This is a genomic window from Enterobacter sp. EC_64 (assembly GCF_019584165.1).
Classification (GTDB): domain Bacteria; phylum Pseudomonadota; class Gammaproteobacteria; order Enterobacterales; family Enterobacteriaceae; genus Enterobacter; species Enterobacter roggenkampii.
The window spans coordinates 1-18,239 of the sequence record NZ_VDAS01000044.1; the positions used below are offsets into that span (position 1 = coordinate 1).

An 18,239-nucleotide genomic window follows, 5' to 3' on the forward strand; every position below is an offset into this window, starting at 1 on the left:
CCTGGCACGGCTGGGACGGAAGTCGCTGTCGTTCTCAAAATCGGTGGAGCTGCATGACAAAGTCATCGGGCATTATCTGAACATAAAACACTATCAATAAGTTGGAGTCATTACCCAGGAAATGTCCCGTTTTCCCGACTTCCCGCTGATAATGTGGAGGGGATGCTCATCTGGTGAGTGGTAGTTATGTACCCGGTTCGACTCTGGTATTCCCCGCAAATTACCCGGTGAAATCCCGTAGTCAGGGAGTGAGAAATCCTTGTGTTGTAAGGCTTCGGCAGGATATTCCCCGTTTTCCCGTTAAAAATGTGAAGGGTGGAGTCATTTGATTATAGGTATCTATGTGCAACTGATAAATAATCTGTCAGGAGATGTTTGCATATTAATTGGCTGATAAAAATAACGTATATGAATAATATATATATGAATAGGTATGTGAAACCGTTTGTTGCTCAGTAAATAACAATAGTTAATTCGGATCGATTTTATTAATTGATATAACATTAATAATTAATTTAATTACCAAGGGAATATCAGTTACGCTGAGTTCCCACATTTATCTGCAGCAAGAATAAGAATCATGGTTAACGATACATCATGTCATTTGAGAAAATAAAATGAAAAACTTTTATTGTCTGTTTAATGTGTTTTTATCATGTAACGTATATTTGTTTGGATTGAGTTTATTACCATTATTTTATGAAGGAATATACAGAGTGATATAAATGTTGGATTGATGTCTGGTGGTAAGCATTCATACCCACTCAGTGAAAATAAATCGGGAAAACGGGAAATTTGAAGCAAAGTATTGGTGCACAAGGGATTCGTGGATCTCTATAGCGGGAAAGCTACGGGGATATTGCGGGAAAGTGGCGGGGGAAGATACTGTGTTGGGCTTTGTTGAATAAATCGAACTTTTGCTGAGTTGAAGGATCAGATCACGCATCTTCCCGACAACGCAGACCGTTCCGTGGCAAAGCAAAAGTTCAAAATCACCAACTGGCCCACCTACAATAAAGCCCTCATCAACCGTGGCTCCATAACTTTCTGGCTGGATGATGAAGCTATTCAGGCCTGGTATGAGTCGGCAACGCCTTCATCACGGGGAAGACCTCAGCGCTATTCTGATCTCGCCATCACCACCGTTCTGGTCATTAAACGCGTGTTCAGGTTGACCCTGCGGGCTGCACAGGGTTTTATTGATTCCATTTTTACACTGATGAATGTTCCGTTGCGCTGCCCGGATTACACCAGTGTCAGCAAGCGCGCAAAGTCGGTTAATGTCAGTTTCAAAACGTTCACCCGAGGTGAAATCGCGCATCTGGTGGTTGATTCCACCGGGCTGAAGGTCTTTGGTGAAGGCGAATGGAAAGTCAAAAAACACGGCAAAGAACGCCGTCGTATATGGCGAAAGTTGCATCTGGCAGTTGACAGCAAAACACATGAAATCATCTGTGCAGACCTGTCGCTGAACAATGTGACGGACTCAGAAGCCTTCCCGGATCTTATCCGGCAGACTCACAGAAAAATCAGGGCAGCATCGGCAGAAGGCGCTTACGACACTCGGCTCTGTCACGATGAACTGCGGCGTAAGAAAATCAGCGCGCTTATCCCGCCCCGAAAAGGTGCGGGTTACTGGCCCGGTGAATATGCAGACCGTAACCGTGCAGTGGCTAATCAGCGAATGACCGGGAGTAATGCGCGGTGGAAATGGACAACAGATTACAACCGTCGCTCGATAGCGGAAACGGCGATGTACCGGGTAAAACAGCTGTTCGGGGGTTCACTGACGCTTCGTGACTACGATGGTCAGGTTGCGGAGGCTATGGCCCTGGTACGAGCGCTGAACAAAATGACGAAAGCAGGTATGCCTGAAAGCGTGCGTATTGCCTGAAAACACAACCCGCTACGGGGGAGACTTACCCGAAATCTGATTTATTCATAGATGGTCGCCTCCTGTTTGCCAAGCTAAATATGTTGTGGTGGCTTTACTGGTCATCGATTGCAGCCATAGATCCGGACTTTGCCGAGGTGATGTAAAATACCTCTGTCCCTGATGGAATACGCTGATGGAGGCCTCTATCAACAAAGCGCTCTTTCAGGAGCCTTGAATAAACCGGGTTTTCCCCATCGCGGTCTGACCTGTCTTGCCATCACTTCATGCTTGCCTGGGCAATCGGTGGTGTTGTTTCTGTCTTACTGATTAAGCAACTTAAGCGCTTATTATTGGTGCACAATACTCCCGCTCTTTGGCCAGGAGCGCCCACACAGTCCGCGCATTCTTGTTAGCCAATGCTACCGAGGCAATGTTGTTATTCCGGCGCGCCATTAGCTGGTTAGCCCAGCTCGATACGGCATCCTGTTTATGTTTGGCCGACTGCAATACCGCCCTGGCACCATGGATAAGCAAGGTCCTCAAATAGGTATCACCTCGCTTGCTTATCCCGAGCAGGACTTGTTTACCCCCACTGGAGTGCTGACGTGGAACCAATCCGAGCCAGGCAGCCAGTTGTCGGCCATTCTCGAAATTGTTGGCTTTACCAATGGTCGCAATCAGCGCGCTGGCGGTAACAGGGCCAATACCAGGGATCTTGCCGATACGCTGGCAGAGAGCATTTTGCCGATAGCACTGCTCAATCTGCTTGTCGAGTGTAGCGATGACATCGAACAGGTACGCCATGTGGTGCTGTAGTAGACTCAGCTGTGTACGAAACAGGACGGGTAACGGGTTATCCGCATCTTCCACGAGCTCAGGTAATCGTCGCTGTAGCTGCTGGATACCTCGGGGGACGACAATGCCAAATTCGGCCAATAACCCCCTGATTTGATTGGCTTGTGCGGTTCGCTGTTTGATGAAGCTCTGACGACTCCGGTGAAGTGCCAATACGGCTTGCTGCTCAGCGGTTTTGACCGGCACGAACCGCATGTTAGGTCGAGTGACGGCTTCACAAATAGCTTCAGCGTCTGCAGCATCATGCTTATTGGTTTTAACATAGGGTTTGACGAACTGAGGGGCCATCAGTTTGACATTATGGCCCATCGATATCAGTTTATTGGCCCAGAAATGAGCAGATGCACAGGCCTCCATGCCGATCAAACAGGGTGGGATGTTGGCAAAAAAGGAGGCCATTTGTGCCCGTCTGAGTTGTTTGTTGAACAACCGTTTTCCGTGCTCGTCAACCCCATGGATCTGGAAAACGTTTTTTGCCAAATCGATTCCAATAGTTTTAACGTTCATGATAGCAGCGCTCCGTTCAATGAGTGACGATTTATCGTCCCACTGTGGCACAAGAGATGGGAGGCGACCATTCCATTAACAAAGCCCCATAAGATATGAATGGCGGGGAAGTCCGGAGATAAATAACAATGTGTAGCTTCACCTTATCCGAAATGAAGGAACGTAGCAATTTGCTGCAATAAAATATTCGATATATTTAACGCCATTTCTTTCCACCGTGTTAATGGCATAAGCATCGCTTAACTGACTGACAGGAAATGTCACTCGCTATACACTTTTTCCATTTTTTTTTAATCAACAATGTCGTTCGACCGTGCAGGATGTGATGCTGAGGTCGGTGGAAAAGCGCTTTGGCGACAGGTTGCCCGACAGACCGGTGCAGTGGCTGACGGATAACGGTTCAGCGTATACCGCGCATGAAACGCGGAAGTTCGCCAGAGAGCTGAATCTGGAACCCTGTACAACAGCGGTGAGCAGCCCGCAGAGTAATGGCATAGCCGAACGGTTCGTGAAAACGATGAAGGAAGACTATATCGCGTTCATGCCAAAACCGGATGTGAGAACAGCACTGCGAAACCTTGCCGCAGCGTTCACGCATTATAATGAAAACCACCCGCACAGCGCGCTGGGGTATCACTCCCCGAGGGAATACCGGCGGCAGCGGGCATCGTTAACTTAAGATACAAAAGCTGTCTGGAGATGACGGGGCAAGATCAGTATTTGCTATGCTCTAAATATAGGGAGAATCTAATCTTTGCCACCATTACACTCAAAGTGTACAATAACAAGAAGTTAGCATCCCAACGTTTACCTGTTTCGCTCTGATATCAACATATGGTATCAGAGCGAAATTAACGGCACAAATTATGCGATTACAGTTTATTTATGGCTTCTGAGCCAAGGGCGGTAGCATACACGGATTATTTCTATCAGGCCGGATTATGAACTGATAGAATGTGTGTGCTGTCAACAATACCATATGTTATATTTCGTTTTTGCTAATAATATTCTTAATAATCAGTTTAATAACCATCCAGAAAGGATAAGTAATGTTATTACCAGTCATTATGGCCGGAGGAACGGGTAGTCGACTGTGGCCTTTGTCACGGGAACTGCACCCTAAACAATTTTTGCGTTTATATGGTACGCATTCAATGTTGCAGGAAACGCTGATAAGGTTGGAGGGGTTGGAAGTAAGCGAACCCGTCGTGATCTGCAACGAGGAGCACCGCTTTATGATGGCGGAGCAGCTGCGTCAGGTTAAGATGTTATCGCATAATATTATTCTTGAGCCGACTGGTCGTAGTACGGCACCGGCTGTTGCTTTAGCCGCCCTCAACGCGCTGGAGAAAGGTGAAAATCCGATCATGCTGGTGCTGGCAGCAGACCACATCATTAATAATGTATCTGCTTTCCATCGGGCGATTGAAGAAGCAATAATTTACGCTCAACAGGGCAGCTTGGTCACCTTCGGTATCGTTCCGACCGGACCTGAAACTGGTTATGGCTACATCCAGCGCGGAGATAGCTGTGGCGACAGCGCCGAGACGGCACACGTTAAGCGTTTTGTCGAAAAACCTAATAAGGAGACCGCCGAACGCTACATTGCCGATGGCGATCACTACTGGAATAGCGGCATGTTCATGTTCCATGCCCAGCGCTATATTGACGAGTTGGAGAAGTTTCGCCCGGATATTCTGAGCATCTGTCGCTCGGCGTTGACTGCCGCCGCCGAAGAGCGTCATTTTATTTCCGTTGATCCTGAGATTTTTGCTCAATGCCCGGATGAATCCATCGACTATGCAGTGATGGAGAAGACTAACGATGCTGTTGTGGTGCGTTTGGACATCGGTTGGAGCGACGTAGGTTCTTGGTCCGCTCTATGGGATATGAGTGAGAAAGACTCTGCCGGTAACGCCATCAAGGGCGATACCTTCTTGTATGATAGTCACGATTGCTACATTAATAGCGATGGCAAACTGGTCGCCACCATTGGCGTGGATAATCTGGTGATTATCAATACCAAGGACGCGGTGCTGGTTATCGACAAATCGCGCGTGCAGGAGGTGAAAAAGGTCGTTGAATATCTGAAGAAAAGCCAACGAAGTGAATACCGCATTCACCGAGAGTATTACCGTCCCTGGGGATGTTGCGACATACTGGCCGCCGAAGATCGCTTCAACGTTAACAGAGTAAAGGTAAATCCTGGTGAGGCGTTTTCTTTGCAGATGCATCATCATCGGACCGAGCACTGGGTAATCCTCTCCGGAACGGCCCGGGTAACGATCGGCGAGCAAACATTCCTTATGACTGAGAATCAGTCCACCTTTATTCCTATCGGTATGGTTCACCGCTTGGAAAATCCGGGCAATATTCCTCTAGAGCTCGTTGAAATTCAGTCTGGTTCTTACCTGGGCGAGGACGATATTGTGCGTATGGAAGACCTTTATGGTCGTTGTTCTAATGACAGAGGCTGTGATGAATAGTTTGACTTGTTTTAAAGCTTATGACATTCGCGGAAAGTTGGGGGAAGAACTGAACGAAGATATTGCCTATCGAATTGGACGCGCCTACGGAGAATATCTGCAACCGCGGCGCGTTGTGGTCGGGGGCGATGTCCGCCTGACCAGCGAAGCGCTGAAGATGGCGCTCGCGGACGGACTGCGTGACGCTGGTGTAGATGTGCTGGATATTGGCCTGAGCGGTACGGAAGAGATCTATTTTGCTACGTTTAATCTCCAGTTAGACGGTGGAATCGAAGTTACTGCCAGCCATAACCCGATGAACTATAACGGTATGAAGCTGGTACGTAGCCTAGCTCAGCCGATCAGCGGCGACAGTGGTCTGCCGGAAATCAGGATGATGGCTGAGAAAAACCAATTTTCACCCGTTGCCGTCGGGCAGCGAGGTGGGTATCAACGTATCTCGATCCTGAACGAGTATGTCGATCACCTGCTTAGTTATATTGACGTAGCGTCGCTTCGGCCAATGAAGCTTGTCATCAACAGCGGTAACGGAGCGGCGGGACACGTGATCGATGAGATCGAACGACGTTTTGCCGCAGCGCAGGTACCGGTGAGTTTTATTAAGGTGCATAATCAGCCGGACGGCAACTTCCCCAACGGTATCCCTAATCCGTTGTTGCCGGAACGCCGGACCGATACGGAGTGCGCGGTACGCGAGCACAGTGCGGATTTGGGCATTGCTTTCGACGGTGACTTCGATCGCTGCTTCTTCTTCGATGAAAAGACCAACTTCATTGAGGGGTACTATATCGTTGGGCTACTGGCCGAATCCTTTCTACACAAGCATAAAGACGCTAAAATTATCCACGATCCACGTTTATCATGGAATACGGTTGACGTGGTGCAAAAGGCGGGCGGAACTCCGGTGGTGTCCAAGACCGGGCACGCATTTATCAAAGAGCGCATGCGCAAAGAAGATGCCATCTACGGCGGAGAGATGAGTGCTCACCACTACTTCCGTGACTTTGCCTATTGCGACAGTGGAATGATACCTTGGCTGCTGGTGATCGAACTGATTGCAAAGAGTGGACAGTCGTTGAGCCAGTTAGTCAATGAGCGTATGAACTCGTATCCGTGCAGTGGCGAGATTAACTACAAAGTTAGTGATGCACCGAAAATCATCAAGTCCATTGAACACGAGTTCGGCCTGTCGGCGAAGCGCATGGATACAACTGATGGTTTAAGTGTGGAGTTCGAAGACTGGCGTTTCAATATCCGGACTTCGAATACTGAGCCTTTGCTGCGTCTGAATGTTGAAACCAAAGGAGACATTGAGAAAGTTAAGAGCAAGGTTTCTTACCTAGAAACATTTATCAAGTAAAGGTGAGGTCGTGAATTTTCTAACACTAATATGGGAATATCGTGGTTTTATCTTAGGGAATATCAAGCGAGAATTTCAGTCAAAGTACCGTAATTCACTGTTAGGAATAACCTGGAGCATATTAAACCCGCTGTCGATGATTGTGGTCTATACCGTCATCTTTTCTCAGGTCATGCGCGCCAAGCTGCCGGGCGTTGATTCGCACTACGCGTATAGTATCTATATTTGTTCCGGAATTCTAACTTGGGGGCTGTTCTCTGATATAGTCCTTAGAGCGCAGAATGTTTTTCTCGATAATGCCAACCTGATAAAAAAAATCAATTTTCCCAAGATATGTCTACCCGTTACAGTGATTGGCAGTGCGTTGGTTAACTTTGCGATCATTTTCTCACTGTTTACCATCTTCCTGCTGATCAGCGGTGATTTCCCCGGTTTTGTCTTTTTAGCTCTAATTCCAGTATTAATCATCATGATGATTCTGGCCACCGGGTTGGGCATCATCGTCGGGGTGCTTAATGTATTTTTCCGGGACGTAGGGCAGTTCTGCGGCATTGTTTTACAGTTCTGGTTTTGGCTGACTCCGATTATTTATCCCTTCTCCATCCTGCCTGAATCTATTCGACCGCTGATGAAATTCAACCCTATGCTCAGCTTGGTCGATGCATGCCAGAAAATATTGGTAAACAGCCAATTACCTTACTGGGAAGGATTGAGTTACCCCCTTGTGCTAGGAATTGTTCTATGTGCCCTTGGTCTCTATCTGTTCAGGCAACGCATTGGTGAAATGGTGGATGAGTTATAATGGGAAGCATTATTGTTAATCAAGTCAGTAAAACTTATAAAAGCTATCCGAATAAGTGGAGCCGGTTGGCTGAGTGGTTCGGAATCGGCAGAAAAAAACATCACAGCACCAAATGTGTGCTGAATGATATCAATATTACGATCAATGCCGGGGAGTCCGTGGGGATTATCGGTGTTAACGGTGCGGGTAAAAGTACGCTGTTAAAGCTGATCACCGGTACGACCCAACCATGCACGGGGAAAATTAGCGTTACCGGCCGAGTTGCAGCATTGCTAGAGCTAGGCATTGGCTTTCATCCCGATTTCTCCGGTCGGCAGAACGTTTACATGGCTGGCCAACTGCTGGGCTATTCGACGGACGAGATCGAGCGACTTTTCCCGGAAATTGAGGCCTTTGCAGAAATCGGTGATTACATCGATAAACCTCTAAGGGTGTACTCTTCCGGCATGCAGGCTCGTCTAGCGTTCGCTGTTGCCACCGCTACCCGTCCGGATATTCTGATCGTTGACGAAGCATTATCAGTGGGCGATGTCTATTTTCAGGCCAAGTGTTATTCCCGCATTGCCGAATATAAAAAAGCAGGCATGATGTTACTGCTGGTTTCGCACGCCGTTATGGATATTTCAAAACAGTGTGATCGGGCAATTTTTCTCAAGTCTGGCCAAGTGTATGTCGATGGGCCGTCCAGGGAAGTCGTCAATGTTTACATGGATGATCTTTTCGGAAAAAAAAGAAAAGATGCAGAGCTTGCCAAAGCCAAAAAAATAACTCTGAACCAGGATACGAAGGATCTTTATCACACACGTCCCGGTTACCTGAAGGAAGAACATCGCTGGGGACAGGGCGGGGCCAAAATCATTGATTTTGTCACCGTTTCCAACGGCATAGAGTACCCGACGGTTATCTATACCAATGATAAACTAGATGTTTATATCAAAGTCCTGTACGAACAGGAGATTGAATATGTTACGCCAGGTATCCTGATTAAAAGTTTAGAAGGATTATTTATCTACGGTAGTAACTCTTATATCTCTACGCAGGGGAAAGTCATGCCAAACGGGAAGGCAGGCCATGTCGTGATTTATAAATTTAGTCTGAATCTTCGTTTGAATGAGGGGGCCTACCTGCTTTCGCTGGGGTTATCTTCCGGTGATCCGACAAAAACGACGGATCCGGTAGACAGGCGTTATGATTCAGTTTTGTTAAAAGTCACAAATAATGTCCATATGTGGGGACTGGTGGACATGCAGGCTGATTTTGCACAGGTTGAGGAGCTCTCCTAATGACGTATCAAACACAATCTATTGAAACGCTAGTTGAAAATTTACCTGAGGTCTATCAGCCGATTTTTAATCACCCGGAGTTTACTGCGCAGGCATCGCGCGGATGCCGGGATCGCTTAGAAAAGATCGCCGCCGCCTATGACTATATTTCCCGAGAAAAGGGCCGGCCGCTGAAAGTACTGGATCTCGGTTGTGCTCAAGGTTTTTTCAGTTTAAATCTAGCCAAGCGCGGTGCTGTCGTTACCGCAGTGGATTATAGCCAGCCGAATATCAACGTTTGCCACAAGCTGGCCGAGGAAAACCCGGCGTTTAAGGTTGAGTTTTTATTAGGCAGCATCGAGCCGGTGATTCAGGAGAAGATCAGCAACCATGAATATGATATGGTGCTCGGATTGAGTGTTTTCCATCATCTGATTTATGAACATGGCTCCGAGTTTGTCTTCGGGTTGTTCAAGACGTTGGCACAGAAAGTGGAAACGGGAATCTTCGAATTCGCGCTAAATAGCGAGCCGTTGCACTGGGCGGATGCCCAGCCGGATGACCCTCGTAAGTTGATTGGTGATTACACCTTTAGTCACCAACTATCGATGTACAGTACCCATCTTTCCGCTGTGGAGCGCCCGCTGTATTTTGCTAGCAATAAATATTGGCACGTTGACGATCTGTTCGGCGTGATCGATCGTTTTAGCGATCGCTCCCACCAGTTGGACAACTTTTATCATGGTCACAGCCGACGCTACTATTTCTCCGGCGAGAATATCATCAAGATTTTCCTGACCAGCCATAATAACACACTGAACCATGCCGAGCTGGCGAATGAATCGGCGCTCCTCGGCAAAACAGTTGCGGGTTTCCGCAGCGCGAAGCTGCTAAGCTATGGCAGCACAGAAGGTGAATCCTGGTTGGCCAGAGAGGCGATATCCGGGCGTCTGTTACTGGATATGATTATTGCCGGAGAGGATTACGATGATGAGCAGATTATCGCTGGCATTCTGGAACAGGTTACCGCGCTGGAAAATGGCGGGCTGTATCATAACGATCTGCGCCCCTGGAATATTCTCATCGGCGATGACGGGCTGGTTTACATCATTGACTATGGCTCAATTTCCGAATCGACCACTGACGGCGACGATCTTTACGGACAGATTCTGTCATTCTTCGTGCTGATCAAAGAAGTCGCCCAGCACAAAATTCGCGAACCGAAGAGCTCCCGGCCACGCTTTATTGCGCCTCATGACTTCCCGAAGAAATATCATTCGTGGATGAGCAAGGTCTGGATGCTGCCCAGCCAAGAGTGGTGTTTCAACGCGATTCTTGCCGCATATAATAACCACGATAAAGTCAGTGGCTCCGTTCCGCTTTCTAGCATCGTAGAAAGCTACCTATCAACAATGACCAACCATATGGACTGGCAGGTTAAGCAGATGCAGGACCGCCTTGACGGTAAGTTGAGTTCTCTTGATGAATCTTTGCGTACCGAGCAACGGAGTACCGATGCTGCGTTTGCCGAGCGAGAGAAAGAACAACAGCAACTTTCTACCAAACTGGATGTGCTGCTGGAGGAGCATCGGAGCATCGGCGTGGCATTTGCCGAGCGAGAGAAAGAACAACAGCAACTTTCTACCAAACTGGATGCATTGCTGGAAAAAATGTCCGCAGAAATGCAGATGAAGGCGATGCTGGAAAACAGCATCAGCAAAAATGATGCACTGCGTCATGAGCTCAACCAAGTCTATGCTAGCAAATCTTGGTACCTGACTTATCCGCTGCGCCTACTATCTAAATTCTTGCAGTTGGTAGTGCATCCGCGGCGTTTTCTCTCAGCCGCCAAGTCATGGGTTAAAAAAAAAATTAAAGGGATCTTCTCCTTTGCCATGACGTTTATTTCGAACCGCCCGCAGTTGAAACAACAGGTAATTCGTCTGTTAAACAGGTACCCTAGATTTAAATATAAAATCAAACGCCATCTTGTTGAACGCAGAGAAGCTAACGTCTACGACACGCCGGTTGTGATGTCGATTGCTGTGCCGCATGAATCCCAGGGAAGCGTTGGTTCGGAACAACCTTGCCTAGTCAAAAAAAACAGCCGGCATGAGCAACAAAAGTCTGTTTTGGAATCATGGTTTTATTAATGGATGACATCGTTAACAATGAAAAGAATACTTGCGCTTAATTTTTTCCCAGCTTTTGTCCCCGTATCTAACGGCGGTGAATCTAGGGTTTACAACTTTTATAAGGCACTAAGTAAACATCATCACGTTACGTTGCTGAGCTCTTCCTATCCCGATCGAGAGGAAGAGGTGATTTATCATACAGCGACTTTCGTTGAGAGACGTATTGCCAAAGACGGTTATTTCCATAAAAACTGGGCAGAGCTCTCTGCGTTCCTAGCTAAAGGCCACGGAGACCTTTCGGCTCCAGCGATCGCCGCCAGTGGTACCTCTCCGACGCTGTTGCACGCAGCCTACTTGGAAGAGTATGCGGCTGCTGACATTATCGTCCACGACTTTCCCTTTACGGTGAATTACGACCTCTTCTTGGGGCTTGATAATAAGCCGAGAATTTATAACTCCCATAACTGTGAATCCGAGCTATACCAAGAGCTTCACGCGTCGGAAAAGTCACGACCGATCGTCGAATTGGTTGTTAACGCGGAGAAAAAGTTGCTAGACGCAGCGGATTTGATTTTGTATTGCGGTGAAAACGATCACCAAGCATTTACGAATATTGCGCCGCACAAAGAAGCAGTGATGTGCTACTCGCCGAACGGTATGATCGAGCAGCATCGTCAGATTATGCAGTGTCGCAAACAAGATAAGCTAGCTGTGGTGTTTGTTGGCAGCGCGCATTTGCCCAACGTTACAGCGGCAAAATACATCGCGAATGAGCTGGCTCCGCGCTGCCCTAGCGTCAGGTTCGACATTATCGGGAACTGTCTACCGGAAGGCAAATATGGCGCAAACGTCGTGCGTCACGGCCGCATTTCCGATGAAGAAAAAAGCGCGATTTTTGCACAAGCCAGCCTAGCATTGAACCCTATGGAATCAGGCAGCGGCTCCAATATCAAGGTGTTAGACTATTTCTCTTACGCCTTACCGATACTTTCGACTCCCTTTGGCATGAGAGGGTTCGAGGTTGTGGCCGGAATTCATTTTATCGAGGGAGAACTGGGGGATTTCCCCGCGCTGGTACAGCGACATCTGGAGGCTGAGAATATTGAGAAGACCTTTGATATCGGGCATGCTGGGTTGCGCTTGGCGTGTGAAAATTATACCTGGGGCGCGATAATCAATAGGCTGTTGCCGGTTTTTGACCAGTTGAGCAAGGAAGAACGGCCGTTCACCCTAGCGCTGAATGACTACAATTCCTTTACTACCGTTGGCGGGGGCGCTACTCGTACCCGTGGCTTGTATCATGCGGTCAACGCAATCTCGCCGGTTGTCTTCGTGTGTTTTTCCAGTGACGGCCAGCTAACGACGCAAAAATATAACGATCTGACCCATGTAATCAGCGTTCCTAAATCCGCAGAGCACGTTCAAGAGGTAGCTGAGCTGAACGCTCAGTTCCACATCTCCTGTGACGATATTATTGCCAGCCATTACTGCATGCGCAACGCGATGCTGGTCAATATCTATAATATTCTCAAGCAGTCAGCTAGATTTATCGTCGTCGAACATCCTTATATGGCACCACTGCCGCTCTCTTATCACGATCGCTTTGTTTATTCTTCTCATAATGATGAAACCAAGCTGAAAACGGAATTGCTGGAATGGCATCCGCAAAAGGCATATTTGCTGGATTTGGTTGTGACACTGGAGAAAAACGCCGTTGAAAAGTCGGCCTTCACTATTGCAGTGTCCGACGATGATGCCTACAGCCTGCTGGAAGGGAAAAATACGGCTGGCCCGATGATGGTGGTGCGTAACGGCTCCGAGCCACCGGTAGCGATCAGCGATGAGGTCAAACGGCTCGTGGAGCAAAAGGTAGAGAAGCACTCGGCAGTTTTCCTCGGCTCGGCACATATGCCGAACGTTGATGCAGTTAACTACCTTCTGAAAGAGGTCGCGCCTAAGTGCCCTGAGGTACAATTTAACATCGTGGGTTCGGTCTGTGAATCTATCAGTGTAGCCTCCTCGAAGAACGTGGTGTTGTGGGGTAAGGTCGATGAGGAAACTAAGTGTGCCATTCTGCAACGCTGCATGTTTGCCGTAAATCCGGTGGTTTCCGGCAGCGGTTCAAACATCAAACTGGCTGACTTTTTTGCCAATGGTCTATTTGTGGTTAGTACGACGTTCGGTCTACGCGGCTATCCCGACGAGATCAGACGACACACAGACCTGACGGAGCTGGACAGCTTTGCCGACGCAGTTCGGGCGCTGTCACCGCTGGATGAAAAGTTCTCGGACGAGATGCGCCGAGAGCGGCAAGAAATATTCTATGCCGAGCTTTCCATGGCTGGAATTGGCAAAAAATTTGTTAGCCTGTTGGAAGAACTGGAGAAGCCAAAGCGGAGAGTACTCTTTGCCACTTACCGCTACACTCATCCTGAACTGGGTGGAGCCGAGTCGCACATAAAACGTTTCCTACAGGCTCTGGGCGCCACTGACGAGTTTGCCATCGATGTTATCACCACTAATGTAAGCCGTCTGAGCAACCGAGCCAGATTTGCAGAACAGTATGAGTTTGATGAAACGCTGAGTGCACCGATTGAGATGCGTAATCTGCGCTTCGGAGGGTTCTCGGTAGAGAACGACCCAGGTGTGGTTTCATCAGCGGCGATGCGTCTGGTTTGGCAGGTTCAACCCGCGTTTGAAAAAGCGGTAGTGGCGCAGTTGCTCGCTCCGTTGCCGACGGGGTTGGCTTGGGGCTGGGCACATCCTGAAGGTGATACTGCGCAGTGCTACCGCTGGGGCTATGCTGCGGCCGGTATTAATCTGGCCAACGCTGCGACCGTGACCCTGACGGGCTATGTCCCAGAGACGTCGCAGATTACCCTACAAGCCGCGACGGGAGGACTTTACCTCAGTCAGGAAGTGAGCGGAAACTTTACCCTTAATGCGGCAATCGATGCCGGGATGCTGGAGATTTATACTTCTGCGTCGGCTGGACACGGGGCGGATCCCCGACCATTGGGTTTCATTCTGCACGAACTGCGCATTGACAACGAGATGCAAGATCTGACACACCCCATGCTAGCTGATGCCCGACAGCTGCCCGCAGAGGGTGTTTTCGATATCTTGTCGAACGCGGCCGAGCAAACGCGCTTCTCGCTGCACCTTAACTTGACCGACATCCGCGGGCCACATTCCGCCGCGATGGAAAGATTCATCAACGTTAACATCGCCAAATATGATTTGGTTATCACACATAACAGTGTATTCAAACCAGCCTCCTTGGTTATTGACGCGGCGCATCGCCATAACGTGCCGTCATTGCTGATACCGCATGCGCATCTTGATGACGACTACTATCACTTCCCAGATCTACTAGACACCGCCAGAAAAGCGACCAAGGTACTGACAGTGCCCAAGGCGGCCAGCGAATTTTATGCCCGCAAGGGATGCCAAGTAGTCTATCTGCCAGCCGGGGCTGACGTGGAAGAAGAGTTCATGGAGAGCGACCGTCAGGCGTTTAGCCAGATCTATGGCCGTGATGAGGCGTTCGTTCTGACTCTGGGGCGTAAGTCCGGCGCCAAAGGGTATCACGCCATCATCAAGGCCGTGGAAGATTTGAACCGGGCAGGCAATAAAATCCGCTTGGTAATGATCGGGCCAGACGATGACGGAGCAACTGTTGATTCTCCCTGCGTGTCTTATCTGGAACGCCAACCACGTGAGGTTGTACGTGGCGCACTGATGTCCTGCCAGGCTCTGGTGAACATGAGCTCTAGTGAAAGCTTCGGTATCGTGTTGCTGGAAGCCTGGCTGGCGAAAAAACCGGTGATTGCCAACAAACACTGCGTCGCTTTTCACGATATGGCGGTCGACGAGCAGAATGCTCTGCTGGTCGACGCACGGGAGCTACCAGCGGCGCTGACCCGTATCCTGAATGAATCGGAATTGCGCGAGCGTTTGGGGAAGAACGGTTTCGAAACAGCGCAACGGTTTAGCTGGGAAGCGGTGGAAAACGAATTTGTCGCCGTCTGCCGAAGCGTGAGCCGCTAAGAGTCTTGGCGACAGCTGATAGATGTGATTCAACAGTCAGCTGATGCATTATGGGCTGACTTACCGATAGTTGCGGCTGGTATTCGCATTGCTGAAGCCCGATACCCAGGTCAGTGGATGGTACTAACGGAGTTACCAGTTGCAGCCACAGTCCCGCACACGTACGAATAATCAATGTTACAGTGCGGGAAAAGCGATACAGCGCGAATAATAGAAAGCAAATTTATGAAAGTTATTTTTGGTACCGATCCGATCAAATATCCTCTGACAGGAATAGGACGTTACGCCTACGAGCTGGCGCACTGTTTACAGCAGCAGGATGAAATTGACCAGTTGTTATTTCTGAACGGCAGAAGAATCAGCCGTGAGATCCCCACCATGTCAGAATCGACCAACGCCTCTCAGGGACTACGGAGGATGGTACAAAAAAGTCGCTCGGCGACAGAGGTGTATCGCTTGACTGCGCCGTGGCTGAAAACCATGGCTCTGAAACCTCACTGCGATGCGATTTATCACAGCCCCAATTTTTATTTACCCCCGCAGGTTGAACGCTGTGTGACGACGTTTCACGATCTGTCGATATTTACTTGGCCGCAGTGTCATCCACCGGAGCGGGTGCGCTTCATGCAAAAGGAATTGTTGTTAGCCATCAAACGAGCCAGCGTATTTATCACCGTCACTGAGTTTGCTCGTCAGGAGTTGGCTACCTATTTTAATCTGCCGTTGACGAGGATTTTCACCTCCCACCTTGCCAGCAGTGGTGATTTTTCCCCCCGTACTGAGAGCGAAATGCGCAGCAGGCTTGAACGCTGGCGGTTGACCCCCGGCGGCTACTGTCTGTTTACAGGGTCAATCGAGCCACGAAAAAATATCGTCACCCTTCTGGATGCCTACGAACGTTTGCCCATCCGACTTCGCCAGTCCTACCCTTTGATTGTCAGCGGCTATCAGGGCTGGGTGAGTGAAGGCATTCATCAACGCTTTGGGGTCGCAGAGCGTCAGGGTTGGCTACGCTATCTTGGTTATATGCCATCAGCGGATCTCCCTTATCTGTTTGCAGGTGCCAAAAGCTTTCTGTTTCCCTCGCTGTATGAAGGATTTGGATTGCCAGTATTGGAAGCCATGGCATCGGGCACGCCGGTGGTGTGTTCTGATGCGGCCTCATTACCTGAGGTCGTCGGTGACTGTGCTTTGATGTGTGCTCCGGAGGATACAGAAACACTGACAGAAATTATTCAACGAAGCATTGAGGATGACGCGTGGCGTAGGCAAGCGAGGGCCAAAGGAATCGCCCGTGCGCAAACCTTTTCGTGGCAACGTTGCGCCCGAGAAACTATTCATGCGTACCGACAGGTTCAATAACAACATGCTAAAAGTTCTGCATTTCTATAAGACCTATTATCCGGATTCTTACGGTGGTATTGAGCAAGTTATTTTTCAGTTAGTGGAAAGCGGACTGAAAAAAGGTATTTCGGCCAGTGTGCTTTCCGTTAGCCCTCACGCTGGTGAAAGCACCATTGCTCACCACAATGCCTATAAGGCAAAGCAGGATATTTCATTTGCCTCCAGCCCATTTTCCGTTAGTGCAATTAAACAATTTGCCGAACTCAGTCGGCAGGCTGACGTGATCCACTTCCATTTCCCTTGGCCATATATGGATATGGTGGACCTGTTAACTCGGGTAAAGAAGCCGAAGGTAGTCAGTTATCATTCGGATATTATCCGCCAGAAACGCCTCCTGCCTTTCTATAAGCCGCTGATGTACCGCTTTCTCAATGGCGTTGACCGGATTATCGCGACCTCGCCTAACTATGTGGAAACCAGCGAGGTACTGGGGCGCTATAAAGATAAGGTCAACGTGATTCCGATCGGACTGGATGAGAAAACTTATCCCGTGCCCGATGGACAGAAGATCGCCTACTGGCGCAGCAAGATCTCCCAACCCTATTTTCTATTCATCGGCACTCTGCGTTATTACAAGGGGTTGCATATCCTGCTAGATGCAATTAAGGATGCGCCCTACCGGGTGGTAATCATCGGGGCGGGGTCGATAGAGCAAGAGTTGAAGCAGCAGGCGGAACGACTGGCGCTGACCAATATACAGTTTCTAGGCGCACTGCCTGATGTGGATAAGGTGGCACTGCTGCAGGATTGCTACGGCATCGTGTTTCCTTCCCACCTGCGTTCCGAAGCGTTCGGCATTTCCCTATTAGAGGGCGCGATGTGCGGAAAACCGCTGATTTCCAGCGAAATCGGAACAGGAACGACCTATATCAATATTGACGAACATACCGGATTAGTAGTTCCGCCGTCGGATCCACTGGCGCTGCGCCGGGCGATGGACCGACTGTGGTTCGAGCCACTGTTTGCGGCAGAGTGCGGGATAAATGCTAGACATCGCTTCAAGACTCTGTTTACCTCGGATGTGATGGTTGACAAGTATAAGGAAATTTACCAGCAATTGGCTTGATATTCGGTGCGAAAAGAACTGTGGGGTACTGGTTAGGTGACCGTAGTACTTGCGCTGCGTTATTTCTTCTCTTCCTGCACCGACTGCTGAATGGCGCATTACCTTCAACTGCTTAAGGGGAGACTAATCATGGCTGATAAAGAAAATATTCTGGAGAGATTAAAGAAACTCTTGGCGCTGTCAAAATCTGATAATCCCCATGAGTTTGCACAGGCCCTGCAACGTATTCAGGAGCTAATGCAGATAGACCATATTACCTGCAATGATATTGGGCTCAATTGTATAGATAGCAGTTACTGGGTGGCAGGTAGTGTAAACCAACCTAGGGAAGGTGCGAACAAGTCCCTGATATGAGATCATGTTTGTCATCTGGAGCCATGGAACAGGGTTCATCATGAGTCATCAACTTACCTTCGCCGACAGTGAATTCAGCAGT

The 18,239-nt window shown here is 48.9% G+C and carries 12 protein-coding genes and 1 pseudogene; 12 read left to right on the forward strand and 1 reads right to left on the reverse strand.

Annotated features, from left to right (window positions below; genetic code table 11):
• Together FHC52_RS21280 and FHC52_RS21285 are read left to right on the forward strand one after the other, a co-directional pair.
• Nucleotides 1-100, forward strand: a 100-nt coding sequence (locus FHC52_RS21280; protein WP_000641146.1) for an IS1 family transposase, incomplete at its 5' end; no start/stop codon positions are given.
• 825 nt (nt 101-925) lie between these two features.
• The gene (locus FHC52_RS21285) at nt 926-1,894 is read left to right on the forward strand and encodes an IS5 family transposase (protein ID WP_220420253.1); all 969 of its coding nucleotides are present in this window, start codon (nt 926-928) and stop codon (nt 1,892-1,894) included.
• 318 nt (nt 1,895-2,212) lie between these two features.
• Here FHC52_RS21285 and FHC52_RS21290 read toward each other — a convergent pair whose 3' ends face one another.
• Nucleotides 2,213-3,238, reverse strand: coding sequence for an IS110 family transposase (locus FHC52_RS21290; RefSeq protein ID WP_001101446.1), 1,026 nt, complete (start codon nt 3,236-3,238; stop codon nt 2,213-2,215).
• A 307-nt stretch (nt 3,239-3,545) separates the two neighbouring features.
• Between FHC52_RS21290 and FHC52_RS21295 the strand changes: the two are divergent.
• The 10 genes and pseudogenes from FHC52_RS21295 to FHC52_RS21340 all read left to right on the forward strand — a co-directional run.
• Nucleotides 3,546-3,917, forward strand: a pseudogene (locus tag FHC52_RS21295) (integrase core domain-containing protein); the annotation flags it as partial.
• Nucleotides 3,918-4,287: 370 nt separating this feature from the next.
• Nucleotides 4,288-5,724: a mannose-1-phosphate guanylyltransferase/mannose-6-phosphate isomerase gene (locus FHC52_RS21300; protein ID WP_220420254.1), complete on the forward strand. Its 1,437-nt coding sequence runs from the start codon at nt 4,288-4,290 to the stop codon at nt 5,722-5,724.
• Nucleotides 5,717-7,084, forward strand: coding sequence for a phosphomannomutase CpsG (locus FHC52_RS21305; RefSeq protein WP_220420260.1), 1,368 nt, complete (start codon nt 5,717-5,719; stop codon nt 7,082-7,084). Before FHC52_RS21300 ends, FHC52_RS21305 begins: the two co-directional genes overlap by 8 nt.
• 10 nt (nt 7,085-7,094) lie before the next feature.
• Nucleotides 7,095-7,886 carry an ABC transporter permease gene (locus FHC52_RS21310; protein ID WP_220420255.1) on the forward strand — a complete coding sequence of 264 codons (792 nt, stop codon included), beginning with the start codon at nt 7,095-7,097 and terminating at the stop codon, nt 7,884-7,886.
• Nucleotides 7,886-9,169: an ABC transporter ATP-binding protein gene (locus FHC52_RS21315; RefSeq protein ID WP_220420256.1), complete on the forward strand. Its 1,284-nt coding sequence runs from the start codon at nt 7,886-7,888 to the stop codon at nt 9,167-9,169. Before FHC52_RS21310 ends, FHC52_RS21315 begins: the two co-directional genes overlap by 1 nt.
• On the forward strand, nt 9,169-11,301 hold the full coding sequence (locus tag FHC52_RS21320) for a methyltransferase domain-containing protein (RefSeq protein ID WP_220420257.1): 2,133 nt from the start codon (nt 9,169-9,171) through the stop codon (nt 11,299-11,301). Before FHC52_RS21315 ends, FHC52_RS21320 begins: the two co-directional genes overlap by 1 nt.
• Before the next feature lie 18 nt (nt 11,302-11,319).
• The gene (locus FHC52_RS21325; protein WP_220420258.1) at nt 11,320-15,333 is read left to right on the forward strand and encodes a glycosyltransferase; all 4,014 of its coding nucleotides are present in this window, start codon (nt 11,320-11,322) and stop codon (nt 15,331-15,333) included.
• A 225-nt stretch (nt 15,334-15,558) separates the two neighbouring features.
• The gene (locus tag FHC52_RS21330) at nt 15,559-16,695 is read left to right on the forward strand and encodes a glycosyltransferase family 1 protein (RefSeq protein ID WP_220420259.1); all 1,137 of its coding nucleotides are present in this window, start codon (nt 15,559-15,561) and stop codon (nt 16,693-16,695) included.
• Entirely contained in the window at nt 16,628-17,803 is a 1,176-nt protein-coding gene (locus tag FHC52_RS21335; protein ID WP_310572723.1) for a glycosyltransferase family 4 protein, read from the forward strand. The genes FHC52_RS21330 and FHC52_RS21335 overlap by 68 nt, the downstream gene beginning before the upstream one ends.
• A gap of 129 nt (nt 17,804-17,932) precedes the next feature.
• Nucleotides 17,933-18,157, forward strand: coding sequence for a DUF2786 domain-containing protein (locus tag FHC52_RS21340; protein WP_259280434.1), 225 nt, complete (start codon nt 17,933-17,935; stop codon nt 18,155-18,157).
• The last annotated feature ends 82 nt before the right edge of the window (nt 18,158-18,239 follow it).

Excerpts from the sequence above, each read along its gene's own strand:
- FHC52_RS21290 (WP_001101446.1), bottom strand. The coding sequence starts at position 3,238 with ATGAACGTTAAAACTATTGGAATCGATTTGGCAAAAAACGTTTTCCAG.
- FHC52_RS21300 (WP_220420254.1), top strand. The coding sequence starts at position 4,288 with ATGTTATTACCAGTCATTATGGCCGGAGGAACGGGTAGTCGACTGTGG.
- FHC52_RS21305 (WP_220420260.1), top strand. The coding sequence starts at position 5,717 with ATGAATAGTTTGACTTGTTTTAAAGCTTATGACATTCGCGGAAAGTTG.
- FHC52_RS21315 (WP_220420256.1), top strand. The coding sequence starts at position 7,886 with ATGGGAAGCATTATTGTTAATCAAGTCAGTAAAACTTATAAAAGCTAT.
- FHC52_RS21320 (WP_220420257.1), top strand. The coding sequence starts at position 9,169 with ATGACGTATCAAACACAATCTATTGAAACGCTAGTTGAAAATTTACCT.
- FHC52_RS21325 (WP_220420258.1), top strand. The coding sequence starts at position 11,320 with ATGAAAAGAATACTTGCGCTTAATTTTTTCCCAGCTTTTGTCCCCGTA.
- FHC52_RS21330 (WP_220420259.1), top strand. The coding sequence starts at position 15,559 with ATGAAAGTTATTTTTGGTACCGATCCGATCAAATATCCTCTGACAGGA.
- FHC52_RS21340 (WP_259280434.1), top strand. The coding sequence starts at position 17,933 with ATGGCTGATAAAGAAAATATTCTGGAGAGATTAAAGAAACTCTTGGCG.